At 67.9% G+C, this 24,068-nt stretch carries 21 protein-coding genes; 13 read left to right on the top strand and 8 right to left on the bottom strand.

Annotation, left to right across the window (positions count from 1 at the left end):
• Window positions 1-20 precede the first annotated feature (20 nt).
• The 4 genes from O5K39_RS03785 to O5K39_RS03770 form a co-directional block, all read right to left on the bottom strand.
• Window positions 21-1,976, bottom strand: coding sequence for a TonB-dependent receptor (locus tag O5K39_RS03785; RefSeq protein WP_271145953.1), 1,956 nt, complete (start codon window positions 1,974-1,976; stop codon window positions 21-23).
• A gap of 356 nt (window positions 1,977-2,332) precedes the next feature.
• Window positions 2,333-4,429 carry a S46 family peptidase gene (locus O5K39_RS03780; protein WP_271145952.1) on the bottom strand — a complete coding sequence of 699 codons (2,097 nt, stop codon included), beginning with the start codon at window positions 4,427-4,429 and terminating at the stop codon, window positions 2,333-2,335.
• A 72-nt stretch (window positions 4,430-4,501) separates the two neighbouring features.
• Window positions 4,502-6,169, bottom strand: a complete 1,668-nt coding sequence (locus tag O5K39_RS03775; RefSeq protein ID WP_271145951.1) for a peptidase S10 — start codon at window positions 6,167-6,169, stop codon at window positions 4,502-4,504.
• Window positions 6,170-6,209: 40 nt separating this feature from the next.
• Entirely contained in the window at window positions 6,210-6,821 is a 612-nt protein-coding gene (locus O5K39_RS03770; protein ID WP_271145950.1) for a DUF1826 domain-containing protein, read from the bottom strand.
• A gap of 71 nt (window positions 6,822-6,892) precedes the next feature.
• Here O5K39_RS03770 and O5K39_RS03765 point away from each other — a divergent pair, with 71 nt between their 5' ends.
• Together O5K39_RS03765 and zigA are read left to right on the top strand one after the other, a co-directional pair.
• The gene (locus O5K39_RS03765) at window positions 6,893-8,473 is read left to right on the top strand and encodes an alkaline phosphatase D family protein (RefSeq protein WP_271145949.1); all 1,581 of its coding nucleotides are present in this window, start codon (window positions 6,893-6,895) and stop codon (window positions 8,471-8,473) included.
• Window positions 8,474-8,518: 45 nt separating this feature from the next.
• Window positions 8,519-9,736: a zinc metallochaperone GTPase ZigA gene (gene zigA, locus O5K39_RS03760; RefSeq protein ID WP_271145948.1), complete on the top strand. Its 1,218-nt coding sequence runs from the start codon at window positions 8,519-8,521 to the stop codon at window positions 9,734-9,736.
• A 60-nt stretch (window positions 9,737-9,796) separates the two neighbouring features.
• Here zigA and O5K39_RS03755 read toward each other — a convergent pair whose 3' ends face one another.
• Complete coding sequence (locus O5K39_RS03755) at window positions 9,797-10,204, bottom strand: MerC domain-containing protein (RefSeq protein ID WP_271145947.1); 408 nt, start codon at window positions 10,202-10,204, stop codon at window positions 9,797-9,799.
• 95 nt (window positions 10,205-10,299) lie between these two features.
• On the opposite strand from O5K39_RS03755, the gene O5K39_RS03750 reads away from it, so the two are divergent.
• From O5K39_RS03750 to O5K39_RS03730, 5 genes are read left to right on the top strand one after another with little or no spacing between them, the layout of a single operon-like run.
• Window positions 10,300-10,839, top strand: coding sequence for a redoxin domain-containing protein (locus O5K39_RS03750; RefSeq protein WP_271145946.1), 540 nt, complete (start codon window positions 10,300-10,302; stop codon window positions 10,837-10,839).
• Window positions 10,830-11,489 (top strand): ATP-binding cassette domain-containing protein, encoded by a 660-nt coding sequence (locus O5K39_RS03745; RefSeq protein ID WP_271145945.1) that lies wholly within the window; start codon window positions 10,830-10,832, stop codon window positions 11,487-11,489. Before O5K39_RS03750 ends, O5K39_RS03745 begins: the two co-directional genes overlap by 10 nt.
• Window positions 11,486-12,676, top strand: coding sequence for an ABC transporter permease (locus O5K39_RS03740; RefSeq protein ID WP_271145944.1), 1,191 nt, complete (start codon window positions 11,486-11,488; stop codon window positions 12,674-12,676). Before O5K39_RS03745 ends, O5K39_RS03740 begins: the two co-directional genes overlap by 4 nt.
• Window position 12,677: 1 nt before the next feature.
• Complete coding sequence (locus O5K39_RS03735; RefSeq protein ID WP_271145943.1) at window positions 12,678-13,154, top strand: hypothetical protein; 477 nt, start codon at window positions 12,678-12,680, stop codon at window positions 13,152-13,154.
• Window positions 13,155-13,168: 14 nt separating this feature from the next.
• Window positions 13,169-13,867, top strand: a complete 699-nt coding sequence (locus O5K39_RS03730) for a DUF3299 domain-containing protein (protein ID WP_271145942.1) — start codon at window positions 13,169-13,171, stop codon at window positions 13,865-13,867.
• A gap of 5 nt (window positions 13,868-13,872) precedes the next feature.
• On the opposite strand, the gene O5K39_RS03725 is transcribed toward O5K39_RS03730, so the two are convergent.
• A complete protein-coding gene (locus O5K39_RS03725) occupies window positions 13,873-14,331 on the bottom strand; it encodes a hypothetical protein (protein WP_271145941.1) in 459 nt (152 codons plus the stop codon).
• 99 nt (window positions 14,332-14,430) lie between these two features.
• Between O5K39_RS03725 and O5K39_RS03720 the strand changes: the two genes are divergently transcribed.
• Window positions 14,431-15,837: an alkaline phosphatase PhoX gene (locus tag O5K39_RS03720; protein ID WP_271145940.1), complete on the top strand. Its 1,407-nt coding sequence runs from the start codon at window positions 14,431-14,433 to the stop codon at window positions 15,835-15,837.
• Window positions 15,838-15,927: 90 nt separating this feature from the next.
• On the opposite strand, the gene O5K39_RS03715 is transcribed toward O5K39_RS03720, so the two are convergent.
• Complete coding sequence (locus tag O5K39_RS03715) at window positions 15,928-17,982, bottom strand: TonB-dependent receptor (RefSeq protein WP_271145939.1); 2,055 nt, start codon at window positions 17,980-17,982, stop codon at window positions 15,928-15,930.
• A 105-nt stretch (window positions 17,983-18,087) separates the two neighbouring features.
• On the opposite strand from O5K39_RS03715, the gene O5K39_RS03710 reads away from it, so the two are divergent.
• Window positions 18,088-18,564, top strand: a complete 477-nt coding sequence (locus tag O5K39_RS03710; protein WP_271145938.1) for a Fur family transcriptional regulator — start codon at window positions 18,088-18,090, stop codon at window positions 18,562-18,564.
• A 242-nt stretch (window positions 18,565-18,806) separates the two neighbouring features.
• Here the strand turns inward: O5K39_RS03710 and O5K39_RS03705 are convergent, their stop codons facing one another.
• Entirely contained in the window at window positions 18,807-21,245 is a 2,439-nt protein-coding gene (locus O5K39_RS03705; RefSeq protein WP_271145937.1) for a TonB-dependent receptor, read from the bottom strand.
• Between the two features lie 604 nt (window positions 21,246-21,849).
• Here O5K39_RS03705 and O5K39_RS03700 point away from each other — a divergent pair.
• From O5K39_RS03700 to O5K39_RS03685, 4 genes are read left to right on the top strand one after another with little or no spacing between them, the layout of a single operon-like run.
• Window positions 21,850-22,125: a helix-turn-helix domain-containing protein gene (locus O5K39_RS03700; protein ID WP_271145936.1), complete on the top strand. Its 276-nt coding sequence runs from the start codon at window positions 21,850-21,852 to the stop codon at window positions 22,123-22,125.
• Window positions 22,122-22,673, top strand: a complete 552-nt coding sequence (locus tag O5K39_RS03695) for a DUF2840 domain-containing protein (RefSeq protein ID WP_271145935.1) — start codon at window positions 22,122-22,124, stop codon at window positions 22,671-22,673. The genes O5K39_RS03700 and O5K39_RS03695 overlap by 4 nt, the downstream gene beginning before the upstream one ends.
• The gene (locus O5K39_RS03690; protein WP_271145934.1) at window positions 22,670-23,245 is read left to right on the top strand and encodes a S26 family signal peptidase; all 576 of its coding nucleotides are present in this window, start codon (window positions 22,670-22,672) and stop codon (window positions 23,243-23,245) included. The genes O5K39_RS03695 and O5K39_RS03690 overlap by 4 nt, the downstream gene beginning before the upstream one ends.
• Window positions 23,242-23,955: a lytic transglycosylase domain-containing protein gene (locus tag O5K39_RS03685; RefSeq protein WP_271145933.1), complete on the top strand. Its 714-nt coding sequence runs from the start codon at window positions 23,242-23,244 to the stop codon at window positions 23,953-23,955. Before O5K39_RS03690 ends, O5K39_RS03685 begins: the two co-directional genes overlap by 4 nt.
• The last annotated feature ends 113 nt before the right edge of the window (window positions 23,956-24,068 follow it).

The following is a 24,068-nucleotide window of genomic DNA, read 5'->3' as shown; positions in this document are numbered from 1 at the left end:
CAAACGAGGCGCCGCATGGATCAGAAGCTCGCCGTGAAGCTCAGATAGTAGAACCGCCCCGGCTCGGCGAAGCTGAAGTAGGCGGACTCTTCCGCCATCTGAACGTCACCGAGATTCTGGACCCCGGCGCGAACCCACAGCTTCGGGTCGAGGCGATAGCCACCCTCCAGGGAGACCAGGGTGTAGGCGTCGACCGGGTACTGGATCGAGTTCGACAGCATGAACTGCTCGCCGACATATTCGCCGCGCAGCTGGAGGAAGCGGCCGTCGTCGGGCTGCCAACGCAGGGTCGCATGGCCGCTGTGCTCGGGCCGCTCCGAGAGGGGCGCGCCGGTGTCCCGGTTCTGGCTGTCGAGATAGGTGTAGTCCGCCGACAGGATGAAGCCGGCCGGCAAGGGCGCGACCGCACCCGCCTCAAGTCCTGTGATCCGGGCCTGGGAAATGTTCTGGTAAAGCCGGACCTCGCGGCCGCGTACGCCGCAGAACTGGGTGCAGCGGGTCTCGATCAGATCCTCGATGTCATTGTCGAAGACGCCGACGCGACCCATCCAGCCGTCATGGCGATATTCCGCCGACGCCTCATAGGAGACCCCGATCTCCGGCCGCAGATCCGGATTGCCGTAGACGGTGAAACGCCCCGCCGCCGCCACCGTGACGAATTCCGGCGACAGCTGCTTGAGGCTGGGCGACTTGAACCCGCGTCCGCCGCCGGCCTTCAGCGTCAATCCTTCGACAGGGGCCCAGACGGCGTACAGCCGCGGGCTGGTCTGCCAGCCGTATTTTTCATGATGATCGAACCGCGCGCCCCCTGTCAGGGACAGGGTAGAGGTCAGCGACCACTCGTCCTGGGCGAACAGGGCATAGCGTTGTCCGTCGAGGTCGCCGGAGGTCGAGGCCGCGGGATCCTGCAGCGTCTCGCGCCGCCACTCGCCGCCAAGGCTGACGCGGTGCCCGGCCAGGCGGTCGAAGGTGGCCCGGCCATCGACGATGTCGTCCTGCATGCCGATCGGACGCGAGGCCGTCTGGCCCGCCGTCACCGTGTTCTCACGATCCAGGCTCGAGCGATAGGCCCGGATCACGGTCTCGCCCCACCCCCATTCGCCCGTATGCGACAGCGCATACTGGCGACGTTCCACGCTGTCGGAATAGCGGTAATAGACCGGGACGGTGGCGGTGGTGGCGGTGTCGCGGTAGCGCTCGTCGTGTCCGGCCAGCACGGTGAAGTCGATCCGCTGCGCCGCATCAGGGGTCCAGCTCAGGGTGGCTGATCCCGTCAGGGTCTCGCGATCCTCGAGATCCGACAGACGCTCGTTGGCGGCCTGGGGCGTATTCCCGCGCCCCTTGCTTTCGGCGAAGAGGCTCAGACCGAGCCGGTCCTGAAGCAGCGGGCCGCCGGCGTAGGCGCCGATCGAATAGGTCTCGCCTCCGCGGCCGTCCTCGCGCAGGCCGCCCATGGCCGTCAGGCTGCCGAGCCATTCATCCGTGGCGCTGCGCGTGATCACATTGACCACCCCGCCCAGGGCTTCGGATCCGTAGAGGGAGGATATCGGGCCGCGCACAACCTCGACGCGGTCGATGGCCTCAGCCGGAACCCAGCCCAGATCGAAATCCGCGTGCTGGATCGCATTGGCGGCCGCATTGACCCGACGTCCATCGAGCAGGACCAGCGTGTGTTCGCTCGGCATGCCGCGGATGGAAATGCCGCGACGGGTTAGGCCGGCGCCGTTGACCGTCACGCCCGGCACATCGCGCAGGACATCGGTCAGGTCCTGCACGGGCCGACGCTGCAGGGCGTCGCGATCCACGACGGTCACGCTCGCAGGTGCATCGGCCGTGGTTCTTTTGGTCGCCGTGGCCGTGACGACGACATCCGGCACGGCGGTGACCGGCTCGTCAGACGCGTGAGCTGCGGCGGCGGGACAGACGATGGCGACGGCGAGCGCCGCCCGTGAAACGGAACGCAGGAACAAAGACATAAAAACATACCCCCGGGGAAGAGCCGGGTTCATGTTATATTATATCGTAACGGTCAAGGCCGGTGCGACATTTCGTGCGTTTTGACTGCGAGCGCAGACAACCTTTCAAACCAGGCCGGGCGCACTTCGCCCTGACCGCCCCCTTGGCTCGGACGAGGGGCCGAACCTTTGCGGGGCGCAACAGCGGCCTGGAGACATCCGGGGCGTCCTGATCCCGACCGGACCGTTGGCGACGACAGCGGACAGACGTGGGATTTTCAAACCCCTGCGACAGCCGCAGGGTCCGGTCACGCCCCGGTCCGGTCGCCAGAGGCGCGCCACCGTCTCCGGCAAGGAGAGAAGGTGACGGCTGATCGTCAGCGAACTCCCAGTTCCGCGAGCAGACGGGGCTGGTGGTAGATGTTGCGCAGGGCCTCGGTGATGGCGGCGGTCGAGACCGTCACCGTCCGGTTCAGCGTGCCGTCGTAACCGAACGAACCGCCCAGCGAGTGGATGTTGCCGTCGAAGGCCGCGCCGATGACTTCACCCTTGGCGTTGATCACGGGCGAGCCCGAGTTGCCGCCGATGATGTCGTTGGTCGAGACGAAGTCGTAGACGGTGTCCTTGTTCACCTTCGACTCGTTGTCGAGGAAGGCCTGGGCCGCGTTGAACGGCTCGGCGCCCGTGGCCCGCTCATAGAGGCCGCCCATATAGGTGAAGGGCGGAACGGTCACGCCGCGATAGGTCCAGCCGGCGACGGCGCCGTAGGACAGACGCAGGCTGAAGGTCGCGTCCGGATAGAGGTTGGTGCCGTAGACCGCGAACCGGGCCTGGGCGATCTTCTCGCCGGCCTTGGCGGTCGGGCCGTTGACGGCCGAGTCCCACTGGGCGCGCACGGCCTGGGCCGCGTTGTCATTGGCCAAAACGAAGGCGATCAGCGGGTCGCCCGAAGCGGCCAGTTGCTCCGGCGTCATGGCGAACAGTTGCGCGCGCACGGCCGGGTCGCCCAGCTTCGTGCCCGTGACCAGACGGTCGGCGATGTCGGCCGGAGCGTCCTTGCCGAGCAGGGCCTTCACCTCGGCGTTGTCGACGGTCAGGTACTCCCGCGTCTTCAGCATCCAGTGGGTCAGGTAGATTTCTTCCAGCCCCTGATCGATCGGGGTGACTTCGGCCAGGCGACGGGCGGTCTGGGCCAGGGCGGCGTCGGTATAGCCGGCGCGGCGCTCGGCCATCGGCTTGGCGCGCTCCTTCGAGGCGCGGACGATGGCCTTGGCATAGCCGTACAGGGCCGAGCCGCCGCCAGCCGAAGCTTCCAGCTGGCGGTAGGGCAGGTAGAGGTCGCGGGCCGAGGCCTGGACCTTCTCCAGATCGCCCCACGGGTCGCCGATGCGGGCGGCGATGGCGGGATCGGCGGCGACGCGGGCGCGCAGCTCGGCCTCTTCCTCACGCTTCTTGCCCATGAAGGCCGGGTCGGTCAGGGCGCCTTCCTGGCCGTAATAGACCTTGAAGCTGTTCTCCAGACCGAACAGGGGATCGAACACAACCCGCTTGGCCTCTTCCGAGGTGGTCGCATATTCCTGCAGACGGCCGCGCAGTTCCGAGGCCTGGATCAGGGTGATCGGGTTCACCTGATCGCGCAGACGTTCGAGTTGCGACATGGTCAGCAGACGCGAGGTCGAGCCCGGGTTGCCGGCGACGAAGGTGACCTCGCCTTCCTTGGGCGGATTCGGGTTCCAGGTCAGGTGGGTCGGGGTCGAGACCGGCTTGCCGTCCTCATAGATGCGAAGGAAGCCGCTATCCAGGGCGTAGCGCGGGAAGTTGAAGTTGTCGGGATCCCCACCGAAGAAGGCAGCCTGGTTTTCCGGCGCGAAGACCAGGCGGACGTCCTCGTACTTGCGGAACTTGTACAGGGCGTAGCGACCGCCGCGGTAGAAGCTGATGACCTGGCAGGTCTGGGTTTCCTTGTCGGTGCAGTTCTCGTCCTCGATCTTCGTCGTCTCGGCGCCGCGCGCCTGGACGAAGGCCGCGCCCTCCAGGCCCTGGCCGGCGCCCAGCACCCGGTCGGTGACGTCGATGATGTCGGTCAGGATCTCGGCGGTCTCGCCGGGGCATTCCTTCTCTTCCTCACGGGTCGCGGTCAGGAAACCGTTCTTGACGTAGTCATGCTCGGCCGAGGACAGCTCCTGGGCGCAGCCGACGACGCAGTGCCAGTTGGTCAGGATCAGGCCCTCGCCCGAGACCAGCGAGGCCGAGCAGCCGTTGATGCGGACCGCCGAGTTGCGGACGTGGTCCAGCCAGGCCTGATCGATGTGGGTGCCGTATTTGTCGTTCACCGTCTGGATGGGGAAATTGTCAAACGTCCACATGCCCTCATCCGCCTTCGCGGGCGTGGAGGCGGCGGACAGGACGGCCGTGGCGGCGCCCAGAAGCAGCAAGGACGGTGCGGTCCGGGAAAGGGTGAAGCGGATAGACATGGAAGGCTCCGTGCGGGACTGGGTCAAGGGCGACGCCGGCGATCCGCCGACGTCGCCCCCACGAGGACTGGGTCAGCTATGTGAGGTCGGCCGCGCCGAAGCCGCGGCCGGGCGGCCCTGGGCGGCGCTGGCGACAGTGCGATCATAGAAGTCGGCCAGATCCCCGTGGAGTTGATGCAGGGCTTGCGGGTTCAGGTAGATCATGTGGCCGGAGGGATAGTATTTGAACTCCAGGTTTCGCTGCTGGGCCGGCTCGAGCATCATATGGGCCAGGTCGTATTCGGTCGCGAAGAACGGCGTCGCCATGTCGTAATAGCCATTGAGCGACAGCACTCGCAGATAGGGGTTGGTCCGCATGGCCGCCGACAGATCGACACCGACGTCCGGGACGATCTGTTCGGCGCCGGACGGCGCCCTGTGCTTCCAGTTCCAGTCGAAACCGGGAAGCGAATAGGCCGAAACCAGATAAGGCATCTGGGTCTCATAATGCAGCTGGCTCGCGACATAGTCGTTGAAGGTGGCGATGAAGGCCCCGCTGATGGCCGTATCGGAGGCGTCGTAATCGGGCGAGGCGCCGGCGGCATTGGTGTCAACGCCGGTATAGCGGCTGTCGAACCGGCCGACGGTCAGGCGTTGGTCGCGTAGCAACTCCTTCTGGAACAGATCCAGGTCGACCCGCAGATTGGCGCGTTCCAGAAACGCCGGCGACAGGCCAGTGAAGGCGCTCATCTGGCGCGCGATGTCCGCCCTTTCCTCCGGCGTGATCAACTGCCCCTTGGCCAGGGCCGCTGTGTAGGGCCCCTGGGCGAATTCCCGGGCCTTCTGGACAAAGTCGGCCACGTCCGCCGGGCGGTCCGGCACGCGGTTATGATACCAGGCGGTGGCGGCATAGCTGGGAAAATAGCCGACATAGCCGAGGTCATAGCCGCTCTGTTCGATCCCGTAGTTGAGGATGGTCGAGAGCAGCACCACCCCGTTCAGGGCCATGCCGCGATCCTGAAGCTGATAGGCGACCGCTGCCGAGCGCAGGGTGCCGTAGCTCTCGCCGAAGAGGAATTTCGGGCTCGCCCAGCGGCTGTTTTTGGTCACATAGCGCAGGATGGCCTTTGAAAACGCGTCGGCGTCCCGATCGACGCCCCAGAAGGCCGAGCCGGGCGTCGCGCCGAGCGGCCGCGAATAGCCCGTGCCGATCGCGTCGATGAAGACCATGTCGGTCTTGTCCAGAAGGGTCTCCGGATTGGGGCCGAAGGCGTAAGGGGCCGGGCGGATGGTTTCAGGATCGCCGGTCTGCACCCGCATCGGGGCGAAGGATCCCATATGCAGCCAGACGCTCGAGGAGCCGGGACCGCCGTTGTAGAAGAAGGTCACCGGTCGGCCGGACGCCGGCGCGCCGTTGAGCGTATAGGCGACGTAAAAGACGCTGGCCGTCGGCTTGCCGTCCGCATCGCGCACCGTCAGCGTGCCCGCCGTCGCCGTATAACGCAGCGTCCGGCCCTGGGCCTCGACGGTGTGTTGCGTCACAGACTGGGCTTCGGTGGCGCTCGGCGCCGCCCAGCCTTCGGCCACGTCACGCGCCGCCGCATCGCGCTGACGCGCTTCCGCGCTCTGGGAACCCTCCCCCGCCTCGGCGCTCGCCCGCCCGGGCGAAGAGGTCTGGGCCTGGGCCGGCGAGGTCGCCAGCGCGGCCAGCGCCCCCCAAAGCAGCAGGGCCGAGGTCACGCGTGTCATCATCCGGCGCATGGGTGTCTTTCGTGAAAGGAGGACAGGGCTGGGGCCGCGGTCAGGCAGCCTGAAGATCGGTGCGGTCGTCCGCCTCGCCTGCGGCCTCGCGCGGCCGGGGGAGGTCCAGGGTGCAGACGGTTCGCGGATGCTTGCGGCTGGCGGCCGGCGAGCGATGCAACAAGGCGGGCCCGGCCTCGAACAGACGCGCGGCGCGGCCCTTGAGGAGCAGGACGGAGCCCGCCGATGTCGGCCGGACATGGCGCCGGGTCGCGGCGCGTCGCGCCGAAAGATCGCCGTCCAGCTCGACGTCGAAGGCCCATTCCGTACCGGGGCCGTCATAGGTGGTGATCAGGCGTAGCGGAGGCGCATCCTGGTGAAAGCGCGGACAGACCCGGCTCGTCACCCGCTCGCATCGCGCCCGCCAGCGGTCAGACCCGGACAGGGCGCTGAAAATGTCCCCGAGCATCTGCAGATCCTCCATCAACCAGGCCGCGACCGGCGCGTCGGGCGCGATCCAGTCTCCATTGCAGTCAAAGCCCACAGCCGCGCCGGCCGTCGCATCGCCTCTCCGGGGACTGGGCCGTGTCCAGATGGCCATTTGAACGTGGGGCTCGAACAGGGTCTTGAAGACCAAGGGGCTGTCCCCGATCACCACTGCTCCGACCGCCACGCCCGCCTCGCTATTGATACGTTATACCGTAACGTCTAGACCGGGATCTTCCTTCTTGTCGAGATGCGATCGTGAAAGACCCGAAACGTGCGGATTTTCGTGGCCCCCTTGTGGACCGGCGGGCGCTGCTCGTCGCCGGTCTGGCGCCGCTGGCCTTTCCCGGACCGGCCCGCGCCGAACCCTCGCCTGCCCCTTTTCCCTTCGGCGTGGCCTGCGGAGATCCGACGTCGGACGGTTTTGTCATCTGGACGCGACTGGCCCTTGATCCGCTCGCCGCCGACGGTCTGGGCGGACTGTCCGCGCCGACGACGGTGCGTTGGGAGATCGCCGCTGACGAAGCCTTCCGTCACATCGTTCTGACTGGAGAGGCCACGGCGCTGAGCGACAATGCCCACGCCGTGAAGATTGAGGTCCAGGGCCTCGCCGCCGGCCGCCCCTGGTGGTACCGGTTCATGGCCCTGGGTCACCGCAGCGCCGTCGGCCGCGCCGCAACGGCCCCGGATGCGGGGGCGGCGACCGAAAGCCTCAAACTGGTCGCGGCCTCCTGTTCCCACTGGGAGACGGGTTATTTTTCGGCCTACCGCCACATGGCGGCCAGCGACGCCGACCTGACCCTTCTCCTCGGCGACTACATCTATGAGTACAGCTATGTCGGGGAGCGCGCCGCCGGTCGCCCCCGGCGTCACGACCGCGCGGCGGACGTCGTCGATCTGGCCGGCTACCGCAACCGCTACGGTCTGTACAAGACCGATCCGGATCTCCAGGCGCTTCACGCCGCCCGTCCGTGCGTCGTGACCTGGGACGATCACGAGGTCGAGAACGACTACGGCGGCCTGCTGTCCCAGGACGTCGCCGAAGACCCCGGCTTTCCGGCGCGACGACAGGCGGCCTATCAGGCCTTCTTCGAACATATGCCGATCCGTCGGGCGAGCCTGAGCGACCCCTGGAGGCTGTACCGTCGACTGGCCTGGGGCGACCTGGCCCGGATCCACGTCCTCGACGGCCGTCAGTACCGCTCGCCGGCAGCCTGCGCGACCGCCACCTCCAGACGAGGGTCAGTGGTTGGCGACGACTGCCTCGAACGGCTCCAGCCCGAGCGCTCCATGTTGGGCCTGACCCAGGAAGACTGGCTCTACCAGGGTCTGGGCGGGCCCTCGGCGCGCTGGACGATCATCGCCCAGGACCTCCTGGCGGCCTCGATCCGTCAGAAAGGACGCAACGGCGTCGTCGGCCACTGGACCGACGGCTGGGACGGCTATCCGGCGACGCGGGACCGGCTGCTGTCGGCGATCCGGAACAGTCCGGCGCAGAACCCCGTCCTTCTTGGAGGCGACATCCACTCCTTCTGGACCACCGACCTCAAGGCCGACTTCGCCGATCCCGAGTCCGCGACGGTCGCCACGGAGTTCGTCACCGGCTCCATCACCGCCGACCCACCGCCCTATGCGCCGTTCGCGGAAATGCTGCCCGAGAACCCCCACGTGAAATATTTCGAGAGCCGGGCGCACGGCTTCATGTCGATCGCGATGACGCCCGACCGGATGCTTACCGACTACCGGGCGATCAGCGACCGGCGCGATCCCCGGGCGACCGTCTCCACACTCAGGACCTTCGCCGTCGAAAGCGGGCGCGCCGGCGCCGTCGCCGCCTGATTGTCGCACGTCTTCCCTTCCTCTCCTTGTCTTCAGGACCCCGTCATGGCTGACACCCGACTCCCCGTCACCGTCCTCTCCGGCTTCCTCGGCGCCGGCAAAACCACTCTGCTCAACCACATCCTGAACAATCGCGAGGGCAAGCGGGTCGCCGTGATCGTCAACGACATGAGCGAGATCAACATCGACGCCGCCCTGGTGCGGGAAGGCGGCGGAGCGGACCTGTCGCGCACGCAGGAGCGGCTGGTGGAGATGTCAAACGGCTGCATCTGCTGCACCCTGCGTGAGGATCTGCTGATCGAGGTGGGCAAACTCGCGCGCGAGAACCGGTTCGACTACCTGCTGATCGAGTCGACCGGAATCTCCGAGCCGATGCCGGTGGCCGCGACCTTCGACTTCCGCGACGAAGACGGGTTCAGCCTCGCGGACCTTGCGCGGGTGGATACGATGGTGACCGTGGTGGACGCCTTCAACTTCTACCGCGACTATCCTTCGACGGATCGGCTCAAGACCCGGGGCGAACATCTCGGCGAGGATGACGAACGCACGGTCGCCGACCTGCTGATCGATCAGATCGAGTTCGCCGACGTGATCGTCCTGAACAAGACCGATCTGCTGCCCGCCGCCGACCTCGCCGTCCTGTCCGCCATGATGGGTCAGCTGAATCCCTCGGCGCGGATCATCGAGGCCCGGCGCGGGGCGGTTCCGCTCGATCAGGTCATGGGCGCCGACCTGTTCGATATGGACCGGGCCGAGAGCGCCGCCGGATGGAGCCAGGCCCTGCGGGGTGAGGTGACGCCCGAGACCGAGGAATACGGCGTTTCTACCTTTGTCTACAAGGCGCGCAAACCCTTCCATCCCGAACGGTTGCTGGAGGTTCTGAAGCGCGAATGGCCCGGAGTCTGGCGCTCCAAGGGCTTTTTCTGGCTGGCGACCCGCATGGCCTATGTCGGATCCTGGAGCCAGGCCGGGGCCGTCACGGAACACCAATGGGGCGGTCTGTGGTGGGCGTCCGCCCCGCGCGAGCGATGGCCCGATGACAATCCTGAATGGCTGAGCGCCCTCGAAGCCGTCTGGCGCCAGCCGTTTGGCGACCGACGTCAGGAAATCGTTCTGATCGGCAAGGACATGGACCGCGCCGCCCTGACCGCCATGTTCGACGCCGCCTTGCTGACGCGGTTCGAAATGGAGCGGGGCGAAAAAGGCTGGAAGAAGTTCGCCGACCCGTTCCCGCTCTGGGGTCCGGCGGCCGAGGCCGCCTGAACCCCGGTCAGGGCGTCTCGAATGGGGGGCGAGGGTCGGCGGGCTCTCGCTCCCTCCGCCCTAGTCGGGGTGGTGATGGCGCGGCCGGCGACGCCAGTTGAGACCATGGGCCGTCGCCAGCAGCAGACCGCCGCTGACCGTGATCGGCGTCTCCAGCGCATGGCTGGGAAACTCCGCCGCGCCAGCGACCAGCAGACACAGGCCCAGGGTCGCCAGACCAATGGCGCCCCAGGCGGGTCTGCGCGGATGGGGACGCGACAATGTCCAGGCCGAGACCGGCGCGGCGAAGGCGGCAAAGGTCCAGTGGACCCAGGGCGCCTCCGCCCAGGCTCCGGCGAGCGGAAGCAGTCCCGCCACTAGGGGCAGGGCCAGGCAATGAACCAGGCACAGGGACGACAGGCTGATGGCCACCAGGTCGCCCGCCCGGCCGGTGTGGGCGGCGCGGGCGAGGGGGGGATCGCAACTCATGGCTTGGGCCCTAGCGCCTGATCTTTGTTATGATATAACACCCCCATGATATGTTACTGTGTAACAGCTAAAACAACCCCTGCCGGAGCTTTTTCGTGACGATCGCGGCAGAACCGGTATCCAGCGCACGCCGACGCCCCCCCGCCTGCAAGACGACGCCGGCGCGAACCGGGATGGTCGCGCTCCTTGGCGCCACGCTTGTGGGGCTCACAGCCTGCGCGCCGGCGCGGCCGAACGCCCAGCTCCAGGGCCGGGACCTGAACGGCCGACACGTCCGGGTCGCCGACCTCGCCGGACAGCCGGCGGTCCTTCTCCTGTGGCGCAGCGACTGCGGTCCCTGTTTGATCGAACTTCAGGGCTGGGCCGGGCTTGAGCGGGCTGCGCGCGGCCGGCTCGTCGCGGTGGCCCTGGAACCTGCCCCCCCCGCAGCGGCGGCCAGCCAAAGGCTTGGTCTGCCATCAACGATGGTCTGGACCGCGAGCGAACCCGCGAGCGAGGTGCTCACCCGGTTCGGCGGCGCACCGCCGCGACTGCCGCTCGCGATCGCCGTGGACTCCGCTGGCCGGACGTGCGCGACCCATCATGGCATTCTCGGCACCGACCGGGCGAAGGACTGGATGCGGCGATGCTCCTGACACAGGACCTTGTGGTCGGACATCACGGCCGCCCTGTCGCGGCCATCGCGGACTTCGAGGCGGGATCAGGCGAGGCGGTCCTGCTGCTCGGACCGTCGGGCTCAGGGAAATCCACAGCCCTGTTCACCCTCGGCGGTCTCCTGCCTGTGATTTCCGGCGCAATCACGCTCGACAAGGCCCCCTTCAGCGCCCTGTCGGCCGGGCGACGGGATCGGCTGCGGGGAAGCCGGATCGGGATGATCTTCCAGGACGTCCACCTGCTCCCCGGCCTCAGCGTTCTCGACAATGTCCTTCTGGGGCCTTTCGCCGCCGGCGCGCGCCAGGACCGCGAGGCGGCCCTGGCGCGGATCGAGGAACTGGGTCTGGCCGATGCGCGCCATCGCAAGGCTGAGACATTGAGCCGGGGCGAGGCGCAGCGGATCGCCATCGCCCGCGCCATGCTGATGAACCCGTCCCTGATCCTGGCCGACGAACCGACCGCGAGCCTCGACGACGCCAACGCCGGCCTGGTCGCCGACCTGCTCATCCGCGCGGCCTCGGAGACCGGGGCGGCCCTTGTGATCGCCACCCACGATCACCGTCTGAAGACGCGGTTCACGCGCCGGATCGACGTCGCTGCGCTTGCGACGCGCCAGGAGACGTTGGCATGACCCTGGGCAAGTTGCTGGCCGCCTTCATCGGACGACGTCCGGTGACCTGGAGCTTTCACGCCCTGGTCCTGGCCGTGGCCGTGGCGGTCACGGCCTCGGTTCTGCTGCTGGAACAGGCGGCGTCAGACCGGATGACCCGGGACCTGGGAGCCGTCGATCTGGTCATCGGGGCCAAGGGCAGCCCGCTTCAACTGGTGATGTCCGCCATCTTCCAGGTCGACGCCCCGACCGGCAATATCGACCTCGCCGACGCCGAAAGATTCATACACAATCCCATGGTGCGCCAGGCCATCCCCGTCTCCATGGGCGACAATGTCGGCGGTGCGAGGATCATCGGGACGACCCTCGCCTATCCCGCCCTCTACAAGGCGCGGCTGGCTGAGGGGAGCTGGTGGGACCAGCCCATGCAGGCGGTGATCGGCGCTGCGGCGGCGGCGCGTCTCGGTCTGAAGGTCGGCGATGATTTCGTCGGCGAGCATGGGCTCGTGTCCGGCAGCGGCGACCTGCATTCGGCCACGCCCTATCATGTCGTGGGGGTGATGGCCCCCACCGGAACCGTGGTGGACCGGGTCGCCCTGACCGACTACCGCAGCATCTGGAAGGTCCATGAGCATCCCGACGCCGACGAGGCGGCGGAGGCCGCCAGGGGGCCGCAAATCACCGCCCTGCTGATCACTTACCGCTCTCCCCTGGGCGCCGTTATCCTGCCCAATCAGGTCAAGGCGACGCCCGATCTCCAGCCCGCCTCGCCCGCCCTGGAGGCGGCGAGACTGAACCAGATCGCCGGCGCCAGCGCCGACGCCATCCGCAAACTCGGCGGGGCCCTGCTCGGTCTCTCGCTCATCGGCTTCATCGTGGCCCTGAGCGCAGCGGTGCTCACACGCCGGCGCGAGCTTGCCCTGCTGCGTGCGCTCGGCGCCCGGCCCGGCCTCCTGATCGCCGTCACCGCGCTCGAAGGCCTGTTGCTGGGCGGGCTGGGCGGCCTTGTCGGCATCGGCCTGGCGCGCTCCGGCGTCGGACTGGTCGCCGCCGCCAGCGCGTCCAGCTACGCACTGCCGATTCCTCCGATCGGTCCAATCGACGCCGTCCTCTTCGGCGTCGCCTTGCTGCTCGGGCTGGTGGGCTCCCTGGGTCCGGCGCTCGCCGCAGCCCGGATCAATGTCCCCGATGTTCTTGGAGGCGCCTGAAATGACCCTGATGGCGTCCCGCCGGAGCCTTTTGACGACCCTCGGCGCCGCCGCAGCCCTGGCGACCCTCCCCGCCTGGCAGGAGGAGGACGAGCGCCCTGGCCATATGCAGGTTCTCAGCCCGGATCCCCTGTGGACCCGGTTCGCCACCACGCCGATCGTCATGGACCGGCGCTCCGGCGCCTATACAGCGACGTTCCGGCCGGACGTGACGCGCCTTGCGGGTCGGCCGATCACCATCATGGGCTTCATGCTGCCGCTGGAGGCGGCCAGGGCGACGCGCCATTTTGGTCTCATGCGCAAGAACCACCAGTGCGACTTCTGCCCGCCGAGCCTGCCGACGGAAGCGATCGAAGTTCGCCTCATTCAACCCCATGCGAACACCACCGATCTCATCCAGGTCTCGGGGCGGTTGAGCCTGCACCCGAGCAGTGACAGCGGCTTCTTCTTCCAGCTCGATCAGGCGGTCGCCCGTTGACGCCGCGCCGCCTCATGGCGTCCAGGCGAAGCTGCCCCGGCCTGTTCACGCTTGCCGTCGCAGGGGTGATGGCCACGGCCGCCTGCCATCCGACCCGCCCGCGCGAGCCGTCGAACGCGCCCCGCGCCGTGAGCGCCGAGGTGACGGCCCAGGAGAACGCCGCGATCGACGCCGCCGTCGCGCCCTTGCGTGAGGACGCCCGCCTCAGTGATCTTCCTGTCGCCGACGACGGGTTCGGCGGTCCGGAAGGGGCCGCCGAACCCCTGGCCGGAGGCGGACCGCCTGCGGAAATCGCCGGCGAACGGATCCAGCAGTCCGGACTTCCCCAATCGCATGACCGGGAATGGGCCGTGTTGCGGACCACACGGATCGGCATCGACAAGGACGGCTACTACACCGCCGCCCACTCCCCCCAGGTCCGGGCGCTGGCCGGAACCCGGCTGACCATCAGCGGCTTCATGGTGCCGCTGGAAGCGACCGACACCACGCGCCATTTCCTCATCTCGCCCTACACGCCGGTCTGCTTCTTCTGCCCCCCCGGCGACCCCAACGAGGTCATTGAGGTCCGCACCGCCCGGCCGGTGCGCTCCGGCTACAGCCTGCTGCGGATTTCGGGCCGCTTCGGTCTCGCCAACAATGCCGACAAGGGCCTGTTCTTCACCCTCGACGACAGCACCGCGACCGTCCTGCGCCAGGTGTCGGCCGACTATTGATCCGCTCAGGCGCGGCGCGCCTCGGTCAGCTGGTAGAACATGCCCTGGTCGCTGCTGCTGTGAAGGTGCAGTCTCCCGCGCATCCGCGTGAGTTCGGGTCCCACGGTCACAGGGCTGACAGACACGACCTCCACCGCTTCGGTCGGCTGGTTCGGCGCGCAGAACGGACAGCCCGCATTGCGTCGCGTCAGCGCGAAATGGTTGGTGGATCTCAGAATGTCGAGGGGAAGGATGAATCCCTCAACGGTGACGATCTGCTCGGCCATGAGGATGATCTCGGGACGAAACCCGGCATGGAGCGCGCCGCTGGCGCGATCAACCGTCACCGCCGCGGCCGACAAGGGCTCCCACAGCGGATCGTCGCTGACCGGATGGCCGCCGTTCCATTGCGGGGCGCCGGCGCGGACCTGTGCGCCGACAAGGCCCAGCGCGAGAGGCGTGAGCAAAAGCTCTCTTCGACGCATGCCAACCCTCCGGCGCGCGAGCCGGTCGTCACCCGACCGTCTCAATGGGTCGTTATAGTATAACACACCCCAAACCACCAGACATCGCCAGGTTTCCTCATGCCCCTTGATCGTCGCAGTCTGATTGTTCGCGGCGGCGCCGCCCTCGCCTTTGGCGGCTTCGCGCGCCAGGTCCGGGCTGAGCCAGGGGAAACCTATATCAACCAGGTCGCGGGCTACGGGCCGCTCCTGCCCGATCCTCACGGCGTCCTCGACCTGCCCCGCGGCTTTGTCTACCGGATCATTTCCCGGGCGGGAACGACGATGGACGACGGCCTGATCACGCCGGGCCAGTTCGATGGCATGGGCTGTTTTGCCCTCGGCGGCGATCGCGTCGCCCTGGTCCGCAATCACGAACTGAAGGGCGCGGTCGAAACCCACCGGATCCAGGGACCCGGCGGCCCGCGTGAGGAGCGGCTGGGACGGCTGGCGCGCGACAAGGTCTTCGACACCTTCGCCGACGGCCGCCCCCTGCCGGGCGGCGTCACCACCCTGGTCTATGATCTGCGGGCCCGCCGGCTCGTGCATCAGCACCTTAGCCTCGCCGGAACGAGCACCAACTGCTGCGGCGGCCAGACCCCGTGGGGATCCTGGCTCAGTTGCGAGGAAACCGAGGAAACGCCCGCCAGCGCCGACGTTCAGCGCCCGCACGGCTGGGTCTTCGAGGTGCCCTCCAACGCCACGGGTCTGGTCGACCCTGTGCCCCTGACCGGCCTTGGCCGCTTCGACCACGAGGCGGTCTGTATCGATCCGTCCACGGGCGTCGCCTATCTCACCGAAGACAAGGTCGACGGCCTGTTCTACCGGTTCGTGCCGGAGCGCGCCGGCGACCTCCGGGGTGGCGGACGGCTGCAGGCCATGGCGATCCGCGGCGCCCGGTCCGCCGACAGTTCCAACCATACCGACCGGTTCTGGGCGCCCGGCGACTGGCTCGACGTCGACTGGATCGATCTGGACCATGTGGACAGTCCGGACAGCGACCTGCGGCTTCGGGGTCATGCCTCGGGCGCGGTTCGCGTGTCACGCGGCGAAGGCGTGCACTGGGGCGACGGCGAACTGTATCTCACCGCCACCTCCGGCGGGCCGATCCAGCGCGGCCAGATCCTTCGCTATCGTCCCTCGCCGGACGAGGGCCGGCCGCAAGAAGCGCGCGCGCCCGGGCGGGTCCAGTTGTTCGTCGAAAGCGCCGACGAGAAGACTCTCAACATGGGCGACAACCTGACCGTCGCGCCCTGGGGCGATCTGATCGTGTGCGAGGACAACTATTCAGAGACGGTTCGCAACCACATCAAGGGCGTCACCCCCGGCGGGCGCCTCTACACCCTGGCGCGCAACGTTCACCCCGCGAACGCCGAATTCGCCGGCGCTGTCTTCTCCCCGGACGGCGCGGTGCTGTTCGTCAATATCCAGAACCCGGGACTGACGCTCGCCATTGAAGGCCCTTGGCCCCGCCGCGGCGGGGCCTGAGGCCGAAACGACAGAAGGCTGTGCGCGGGGCCCGCGCACAGCCTTCATCTCGCGACGTCCTGAAGGGGGAACAGCCGGCGCCGGAGAGCTCTAGAACCGGTAGGCGACGCCCACGCGGAGATTGCGACCCGGCAGGGGCGCAATGTCCTTGAGGAAGGACACATGCTCGCGCGCCTCCTCGTCGGTCAGGTTATGCGCCTCGGCGAACAGGGTGACATTGCGGTCAGCCATCGGACGCCAGGCGGCGGAGAGGTTCAGCAAGGTGTAGTCGTCAGTGGGCAGTTCAAGATCGGCGACACGATCCTGGGCGCCGACGTGGCGCACCTCGACACTGGCGTCGAACGGCGTCGAGGTCCAGGCCAGTCGACCCGTCACGGAGTAGGGCGGGATCCGCGCTGCCGGACCGAGGTCGGTTTCGGCGTGCACATAGTCCGCCTGGCCTTCCAGGGCGAGCTTGTTGGCCCCGCTTTCCCACAGGGCGTAGGAGCCCTCCAGTTCGAAGCCGTAGAAGGTCGCGTCGGTCTGGACGAACTGATAGACGGGAAACTCCTCGTTCTCTTCCACGAAGAGATAGGTGTCTCCGGTCGGACGCTCGTCGATGAAGCCGTCGTACTTGGATCCATAGACGTGCAGGTCCCCGCTGAATCGGCCGGTGTCGTAGTGGACCGTGCCTTCAAGCGTATTGACCTTTTCGGTGTCGAGGGTGCGGTCGCCGGTCTCATAGGCGGCGGTCGCGATATGGACGCCGTCGGCGAACAGTTCGACCTCGGACGGCGCCCGCTCGTTGTGGGCCAGGCTCAGACCGAGGAACAGGCCCGGCGCCGGACGCACGAACACAGCGGCGGAGGCCGAGACATTGTCGAACTCCCGCTCGACCTCGCTCACCGTTCCGATCGGCGTCGCGCTTAGGGTGCGCCGGTCGTAGCGCAGTCCGCCTTCAAAACCGAAGGCGCCGCGGTCGAGGCGCTGGACCGTATAGACCCCGCCTTCCTCGATGTCGGTGGTGGGAACGAAGGCCTCATCGCCGATCGCCTCGAAATTGCGCTTCAGCGCCTGGACGCCATAGGCGGCGTTCCAGGTCCCGCCGCCGATCGACCGGGCGCGCTGGACGAGGTCGATCCGGCCTTCCTCGCCGTCCGAGTTGAAAATGGTGCCCGGCTCGCCGGGGCCTTCGAACTCGGTGTGGGTGTATTCGGCGTGGCCGAAATTGCCCCGCACCGCAGAGAAGGGACCACCGTCGAAGCGATACTCGCCGCGCAGATCCTCACGGGTCTGATGCAGCTGGATGAAGACCGATTCCTCCGCCACCGTGCCGTATTCGCTGTCGGTGTCCTTGTACGACGCGCCGAGGAAACCCTTGTCGCCGATCCAGGACGCGCCGACGCCCCAGGCTTCCAGGTCGGTATAGGAGTTCGCCTGTTTGCCGCCCTCGCCGCGCGGCTCGCCGTCCTCGGCCGCCAGACGGGCCGAACGGGCGGGCGACGGGATATCATAATCGTCGCTGGTGCGTTTCACGCCGTCGATATTGAAGGCGAAGTGACCGGTTCCGGCGGTCAGACGACCGAAGACAGACCGGCCGTCGTCGACGCTCGACGCCTGGGTCGAGATCACGCCGGAGAGGCCGCCTTCGGGAATTTCCGTCGGGATCCGATTGTCGATGATGTTGACCACGCCGCCGATGGCCGAGCCGCCGTAGATCAGGGTCGCCGGGCCGCGCACCACCTCAATGCGGCTGGCCTCTGCCGGGTCGGTGGCCACGGCGTGATCGGGCGAGACCGAGGACGCGTCGATCATGCCGATGCCGTTGGTCAGGACCTGGACGCGCGGACCAGACAGGCCGCGGATCACGGGACGGCTGGCGCCGGGGGCGAAGTCGGTCGAACGCAGGCCCGGCTGGCTGGCCAGCAGATCGCCGAGCGACTGGGCCGGCGCCACGGCCAGGGCCTGTTCGTCGATGACGTCGGTGGCGATGGTCGAGGCCCGCTGGCTGACGCCATACGGCGCAGCCGTGACGATCACGTCATCGACCGTATCGGCCTTGTCCGGCGCGGTCTGGGCGGCCGCGGCGCCGGCCAGGGCGGCCCATCCGGCGGCGGCAAGAAGGATCGCCCGCGAAGGACGGGCGGGAGCGACAAACGGACGCATGGGGGAACCTCTGGTCGGGGGGAGTCCGGACCTGTTATGAGATAACGTCACATCAGGTCAAGCTGCGATGTTGCGGACCCTCCGGTGAATGGCTAGCTGTGTCTCATGAGCGACGTCTGTAGCCACGCCCCCGCCGATCGCCGCCGAACGCCGTCGCAGGTCCAGGCGCTGGTCGCCGCTGCCGAAGCCAACTGGGCCGCCGAAGGCGAGCGGATGACCGAGCCCCGGCGGCGCGTGTTCGAAATGCTGTTGCAGGCCGGGGAGCCGGTGAAAGCCTACCACCTGATGGACCACTATGCGGAGGGCGGTCACGCCGCCAAGCCGCCGACCGTCTATCGCGCCCTGGAGTTCCTGACCCGCAAGGGCCTCGTGCACCGTATCGCCTCCACCAACGCCTTTGTCGCCTGCAGCTCGGGCGATGTGGCCCACACCGCCGCCTTCCTGATCTGCAGCTGTTGTGGGGCGACCGCCGAGGTGGCGCCGCCCGAGCATATGGGACTGTCCGCGGCCGCCGAGGACGAGGGGTTCGTCATCGACCATACGACCGTGGAAATCCTCGGCCGATGCCGGGCCTGCCGCTGAAGACGAAAGGCGGCTGAAGCCCTTAAGCGGCCTTATGGGCCTTGAGGGAGAAGGGACGTCAGCGCTCCGCCCGGACTGCAGGCGTCGGCCCGCGGGCGAGGGCGACGTCAACCCGACGATCCTGCGCGCCCGTCCAGACACCGAAGGCGGCGGCGCGCGCCGAAGCCTTCCCGAACGCGGTCAGGCCTTCGGCGGGCGGCCCGGAGCGCCGGCCCGCCGAAGGATGAGACGTCAGCGCGTCGTCAGAAGGTCGATGTGAGGATGAGGCCCACCGTCCGCGGATTGGGCGGATTGTTGAAAGGATCATAGCCCAGGACGCCGTCGACGACCGTTGAAGGCTGTTGATCGAAGACGTTGGCCACGACGATCTGCAGCTCGCTGCCGTCCAGCCACGGTCTGGACGTGACCCGGCCCAGGTCGAAGCCGAGAAACAGCGACGCCGTCGTATAGGGATTGATTTCGCGGACCGGTTCGCCGGGCCGATCGTCGGTGATCGCGTCGACATAGTTGATCACCGAACCAACCGAGACGCCGTCTCGTCCCCAGACGACCGACCCGTTGAGTTTCAGATCGGCCGGCTTGGCATAGCCGCCCAGACGGGAGACGACCGTGCCGCCCCCTGCCGTGAGTTCGAGCGACAGGATGTATTGCGCCGTGAACTTCACCCGCAACGGCCCGCCCAGAAGTTCGGTATCGTACCGGACGTCGAGATCCAGGCCGTCGGTCGCCTCCTCGGCGAAATTCTGCGAGCGGATGTCGGCGATCAGCTGGATCTGGGACAGAAGGCTGGTCGGCACCGCCGCCGCATTGGGGAAGTTGTAGTACCGCCCGTTGTTGTAAAAGGGCACATCCACGGCGAAGCGTTGCGTTACGACGGGGTTCTGAAGGATGGCCTGCACCTGGGCCAGGGTCGGATTGACGACGTTGAACACCTGCAGATCGGCGACAGACAGACTGTCCTCCGGCGTGGGCGTGCCGACACGATCGGAAATGCGGATGTTGTAATAGCCTGCGCGCACCTCAAGCCCGGGCAGGAACGACGGCGTCAGATCGAAGCCCAGGGTGAAGGTCTCCGCGTTCTGGGTCTTCAGATCCGGATTGGCGCCGGCGCGATACATGATCACCGCATCGCCCGTCGGCACGAGTGGGTTCTGGTCGGACGGGTTCAGGAAGGCGTAGGGCTCACTCCAGAACGAGACCTGTTCCGAAATGCCGATGGTGTCGCGGAAGCGCGGAACAAGGAAGGAGCGGGCCCATGTCCCCCGCAAAGCGATGACATCATTGACCTGCCAGCGCATCCCCACCTTGGGCGCCAGGGCGGTGTCGAAGCCGAGATCCTCATAACGGGCAGCCGCCGACAGGGTGAGCCCCTGCACCCACGGGATCGCCTGGTCGCGCGAGATCACCGGAACGTTGAGCTCGCCAAAGACCGAATCGACCTCGCGTTCGCCGCCGTCGCGGCCGAAAAAGACCGGCGCGTTGGTCGATAGCGTCTCCTCGCGATGCTGCACGCCCCCGGCGACCAGAACCGGTCCGCCAGGAAGCGTCAGCAGGGTGGTCTGTCCGCGGAGCTCGGCGACCAGCAGGGTGTTCGTGTAGTCGCGAACGGAGGGCGCCAGCGTCGGCCGGTTCGGCCGCGTCAGCCGGCTTTGGGTGAAGTTCTCGCTGTAGTCGACGGTCAGGTCGACGGAGCTGCGTCTGGAGCCGCGCCAGTTCACGCCGCTGTAGATCGCATATCCGTCGGTCGACGACTGATACAGCCGGTCGCTCGCGGGGGCGTCGAGGAAATACTGACGGGATTCACGGTCGCGGTCGAACCGCGAGGCGTCCACCGTGAAGGTGAAATCCCCCGCGTGCTGCTCGACGCCGGCATAGAGGCCCGTCAGACGCTCATCCGGCAACTGGGTGATCTGGTAGTCGCTGCCGTTGACCTCGACGGGCGTGTCGATGAAGGGCGTCCTGTCCTGGATCATGGCCATCGCATAGGCGGACCCGCTGCCCCAGGATCGGCCGCCGAGCGCGCTCGCTTCAAGATCGGTCTTGCCCGTCCGCGTGGAGGTCGCGCCCCGAACGCGCAACTCCAGGCCGTCCTTCGGCCGTCGCGTCACGATGTTGACCACGCCCGCGACGGCGTCAGCCCCATAGGTGGCCGAGGCGCCGTCGGGAATGATGTCGATCCGTTCGATCAGCGCGGACGGGAGCACTGAAACCGTCGGGGCTTCGGTCATCCCGACCGAGGCCATACGCCGACCATTCAGCAGGGTCAGCGTGGCGTCGGAGGCCAGACCCCGCAGGGCGAAGCCGGCGAAGGCGTCGAACTGGTTATAGGTCGTGGCGTCGCCGAGCGGGCTGCCGATACCGGCCGCCGTAGTCGCGAACTCGCTGAGGTCCCCGGTGAAGTTCTGGGGGATCGAGAGAATATACTGGCCCAGGGAAGGCGCGCCTGATCCCTCGATCTCCTCCCGCCCATGGCTGAACAGCGGGCTGGCCACATATTCGCGAGGCAACCCCCGGATCAGCGAACCGGTGACCACCACCTCGTCCACGGCGTCCACCTGATCGTCAGAGCTCTCCGCGTCGCGGGTCTGGGCGGGCCGAACAGGATCGCCCTGTTGCGCCCAGGCCGACGCCCCGGTCAGGGCCGCGCCGGCCAGGACCGCAGCACCCAGAAAATGTCTCATTACAACACCCCGAATAACACGAATGATATGTTATATCGTATCGTATGCTTAAGCTTGGCCGTCAACCGGTGGCTGGCGCTTCTGACAGGTGAGGTCGCAAGACGCCGGGCGACAGCTCGTCGTCCGTTTACCGGCTGATGAGTGGGCCTGATTGATCCATCCGCCCGCGCGTCAGGCCCCTTCAGACGATCGCTCGCGCCAGACCCGGTCGTCGTCAAAGGCCGTCGGCCGGACCGGCGAGGCGAAGGCCTGATGTCGTCCAATCGATCGCGATCGTCCTGGCGGACCCCGTCGCCACGGGCCGCAGACCTCACAGAGGTGACACGCCCCGCCTCCGCGGAACACCGTCGCCCGCGAACCTGGAAATCGCTGCTGACCTGACGGCGCGCCTCCAGCCTAAGGGCTCCGCCCTCGCGCAGGCCAGGGTGAAGCGGCTCCGCCGCCGGAGCGGCCGGTCTCCCCGACCTTCCGCGCCGACGAGGGTCGCCCTGCCTGGCAGAGGTCGCAGGCTTGTGCAGGCCGGGCGATCCCCCTCCGGCCGGTCCGCCCTGGCCCTTGCTACCCCGCTCTCGCCGAGGGGCAGGGTTTCAGGCGCGCAGTTCGCGTGCCTGCAACCCCTCTGCCGCCGCGCTTTCTCCGCACATCGGAGGCGGCCCGTCAGCTCGGCCTGTCCGGCCGCACGCTCGAGAAGCACCGGACCTATGGCACGGGCCCGGTGTACCGCAAGATCGGCGGCCGGGTCGTCTACGCCCTGCAGGACCTCCAGGCCTGGGCGGATCGCGGCGCCAAGGCCTCGACCTCCGACCCCGGCGTGGGCGTCGTTCTGCCGGCTAGACGTCCCGATGACACCCGTCCTCACCGCCCGGGATCGCGGTCGTGACCCCGACGCCTCTTCACCCGCCCGGCCAGCCGCCCGCCGGAACCTCCCAGAATCTGCGGCGGGCGGCGGGCGCCGCGCACGGGCGTGTGGACGATCGCACCTGGGTCGAACTCGTTTTCGACAGGGGTCGGATCGAGCGCTGGATCCGTTTCGGCGCCATCGTCGAAGAGCGCATCGTCACCCGCCAGAACCGCTTTGTCGCCTTCCAGCCGGGCAGTGTCTTCGCCTTCGTTCGCTGGGCCGCCGGAGAGCGCGGGACCGTCGCCTCCCGGCTCGACATCCTCATCGCCCCCCGGCCTGGCGAGGCGCGAACGAGCGTGCCCGGCGTGACCCCGGGGGGAACGAGTCTGCTCCGGCTGAATGGCTGGCCGCGGGTCAAGGCCGCCCTGGAGGCCATCGACGCCGTCGAGGCCATCGGCATTGCGCCCGAAGCGGTCGCCCCCGATCACTGGCGACACCTGCACAACCGCCTGCTCGTCGGCGAACGCGCGCAAGCCTATAGCGCCAGCCGACACGCGGCCTGGCTTCTGCGCAGAGCGGTCTCGTGACCCGCGCCTTCGCCCTGGGCGCAACCCTGGCCGGCGCCCTTTTGATGTGGGCGCCTGTGGACCTGCCCCTGCCCACCCTGCTCGTCTGGAACGCCAGCGCGAGCGCTCCGATCGGTCTGTATCTGGTCGATCCCTTCGCTTCGCCCCGGGCCGGAGATCGGGTCATCGTCGACCCGCCCGCGCCGGTCGCCGACTTCCTGGCCGCACGACAGTATCTCCCTCGCGGCGTTCCGCTGATCAAGACGGTGGCGGCCATGGCGCCCGCACGCGTGTGCCGCGACGGCCTGGTGGTCTCCGTTTCGCTCACGCACGCCGCCGTCCCTGAAACCCTCCCCGGCGCCGTCCCAGACGCCGTCCCGGACGCCGCCGTAACGATCGAGGCGCAGGCGACGGATCGGCGCGGCCGCGGCTTGCCGACCTGGTCGGGCTGCCATTCCCTGACGACCGACGAGGTCTTTCTTCTCAATGCGGACGTCGCGCAGTCCCTCGACGGTCGCTATTTCGGACCGACCCCGAAAGCCTCGATCCGGGGCGTGGTTCACCCCCTGTTTCTCCCCCGGGTCCGGCCATGACCGCGCCCGCAAGACCCTGGATGGGGACGCCCGTGAAGGCGAGTCTGACGGCGCTGGCTTTGGGCGTCGCGCTCGTCATGACGACGGCCCCGCAGGCCGATGCGGCGCTCTCTTCCGGGCCGGATTCTCACGCACACGACCGGCTCGTTTCCGGCGCCGTCATCGAAGCGGCGCAACGTTTTGGCCTGCCCGAAACCTGGATCCGGGCCGTCATCCAGGCGGAAAGTGCGTTCGATCCGTCAGCGACCTCACACGCCGGGGCCATGGGTCTGATGCAGGTGATGCCCGCGACCTGGGACGAATTGCGTGTCCGCTATCGCCTTGGACCCGACCCCTATTCGCCCCGCGACAACATTCTGGCGGGCGCGGCCTACCTGCGGGAACTCTACAATCGCTTTGGCCCCGAGGGCTTTCTCGCCGCCTATAATGCCGGGCCCGGCCGCTATCTGGAGCATCTCCGGACCGGCCGCCCCCTGCCCTTGGAGACGCGGCTCTATGTCGCCCGCATCGGCGACCGCCTGGGTCTAGAAGCGGCAGATGCGATGGGACAGGCCGCGCCCCCCGGATCCCGTCCGTCGACTTTGGACCCGCTCTCGGCCCCGCTGTTCGTCGCCGTCGGCGGCGCTGGCGCCGCCCCCGCATCTGCGACCGGGCCGGCCGCCTCCAGCCTCTTCGCGGCAGGCGGCCGGGGGCTGACAGACCATGAGTAGGCTTTGGGGAAAGGCGGATCCGGGGATCCGCACAGATGGAAAACCGGGAGGGCAAGATAAAAGCCGCGAGGTGCGGGCGGGGTGGGGGATGGTTTTCCTCAATCCATTCAAGG

Origin of the sequence: Brevundimonas sp. NIBR10 (assembly GCF_027912515.1) — a bacterium.
Classification (GTDB): domain Bacteria; phylum Pseudomonadota; class Alphaproteobacteria; order Caulobacterales; family Caulobacteraceae; genus Brevundimonas.
This window is presented reverse-complemented; position numbering and strand designations above follow the sequence as displayed.

Bases quoted from the DNA above. Each gene is read 5' to 3' on its own strand.
- O5K39_RS03785 (WP_271145953.1), bottom strand. From the start codon at position 1,976: ATGTCTTTGTTCCTGCGTTCCGTTTCACGGGCGGCGCTCGCCGTCGCC.
- zigA (WP_271145948.1), top strand. From the start codon at position 8,519: ATGGCTGACACCCGACTCCCCGTCACCGTCCTCTCCGGCTTCCTCGGC.
- O5K39_RS03780 (WP_271145952.1), bottom strand. From the start codon at position 4,429: ATGTCTATCCGCTTCACCCTTTCCCGGACCGCACCGTCCTTGCTGCTT.
- O5K39_RS03725 (WP_271145941.1), bottom strand. From the start codon at position 14,331: ATGCGTCGAAGAGAGCTTTTGCTCACGCCTCTCGCGCTGGGCCTTGTC.
- O5K39_RS03740 (WP_271145944.1), top strand. From the start codon at position 11,486: ATGACCCTGGGCAAGTTGCTGGCCGCCTTCATCGGACGACGTCCGGTG.
- O5K39_RS03745 (WP_271145945.1), top strand. From the start codon at position 10,830: ATGCTCCTGACACAGGACCTTGTGGTCGGACATCACGGCCGCCCTGTC.
- O5K39_RS03685 (WP_271145933.1), top strand. From the start codon at position 23,242: ATGACCGCGCCCGCAAGACCCTGGATGGGGACGCCCGTGAAGGCGAGT.
- O5K39_RS03735 (WP_271145943.1), top strand. From the start codon at position 12,678: ATGACCCTGATGGCGTCCCGCCGGAGCCTTTTGACGACCCTCGGCGCC.
- O5K39_RS03720 (WP_271145940.1), top strand. From the start codon at position 14,431: ATGCCCCTTGATCGTCGCAGTCTGATTGTTCGCGGCGGCGCCGCCCTC.
- O5K39_RS03715 (WP_271145939.1), bottom strand. From the start codon at position 17,982: ATGCGTCCGTTTGTCGCTCCCGCCCGTCCTTCGCGGGCGATCCTTCTT.
- O5K39_RS03775 (WP_271145951.1), bottom strand. From the start codon at position 6,169: ATGCGCCGGATGATGACACGCGTGACCTCGGCCCTGCTGCTTTGGGGG.
- O5K39_RS03730 (WP_271145942.1), top strand. From the start codon at position 13,169: ATGGCGTCCAGGCGAAGCTGCCCCGGCCTGTTCACGCTTGCCGTCGCA.
- O5K39_RS03705 (WP_271145937.1), bottom strand. From the start codon at position 21,245: ATGAGACATTTTCTGGGTGCTGCGGTCCTGGCCGGCGCGGCCCTGACC.
- O5K39_RS03755 (WP_271145947.1), bottom strand. From the start codon at position 10,204: ATGAGTTGCGATCCCCCCCTCGCCCGCGCCGCCCACACCGGCCGGGCG.
- O5K39_RS03710 (WP_271145938.1), top strand. From the start codon at position 18,088: ATGAGCGACGTCTGTAGCCACGCCCCCGCCGATCGCCGCCGAACGCCG.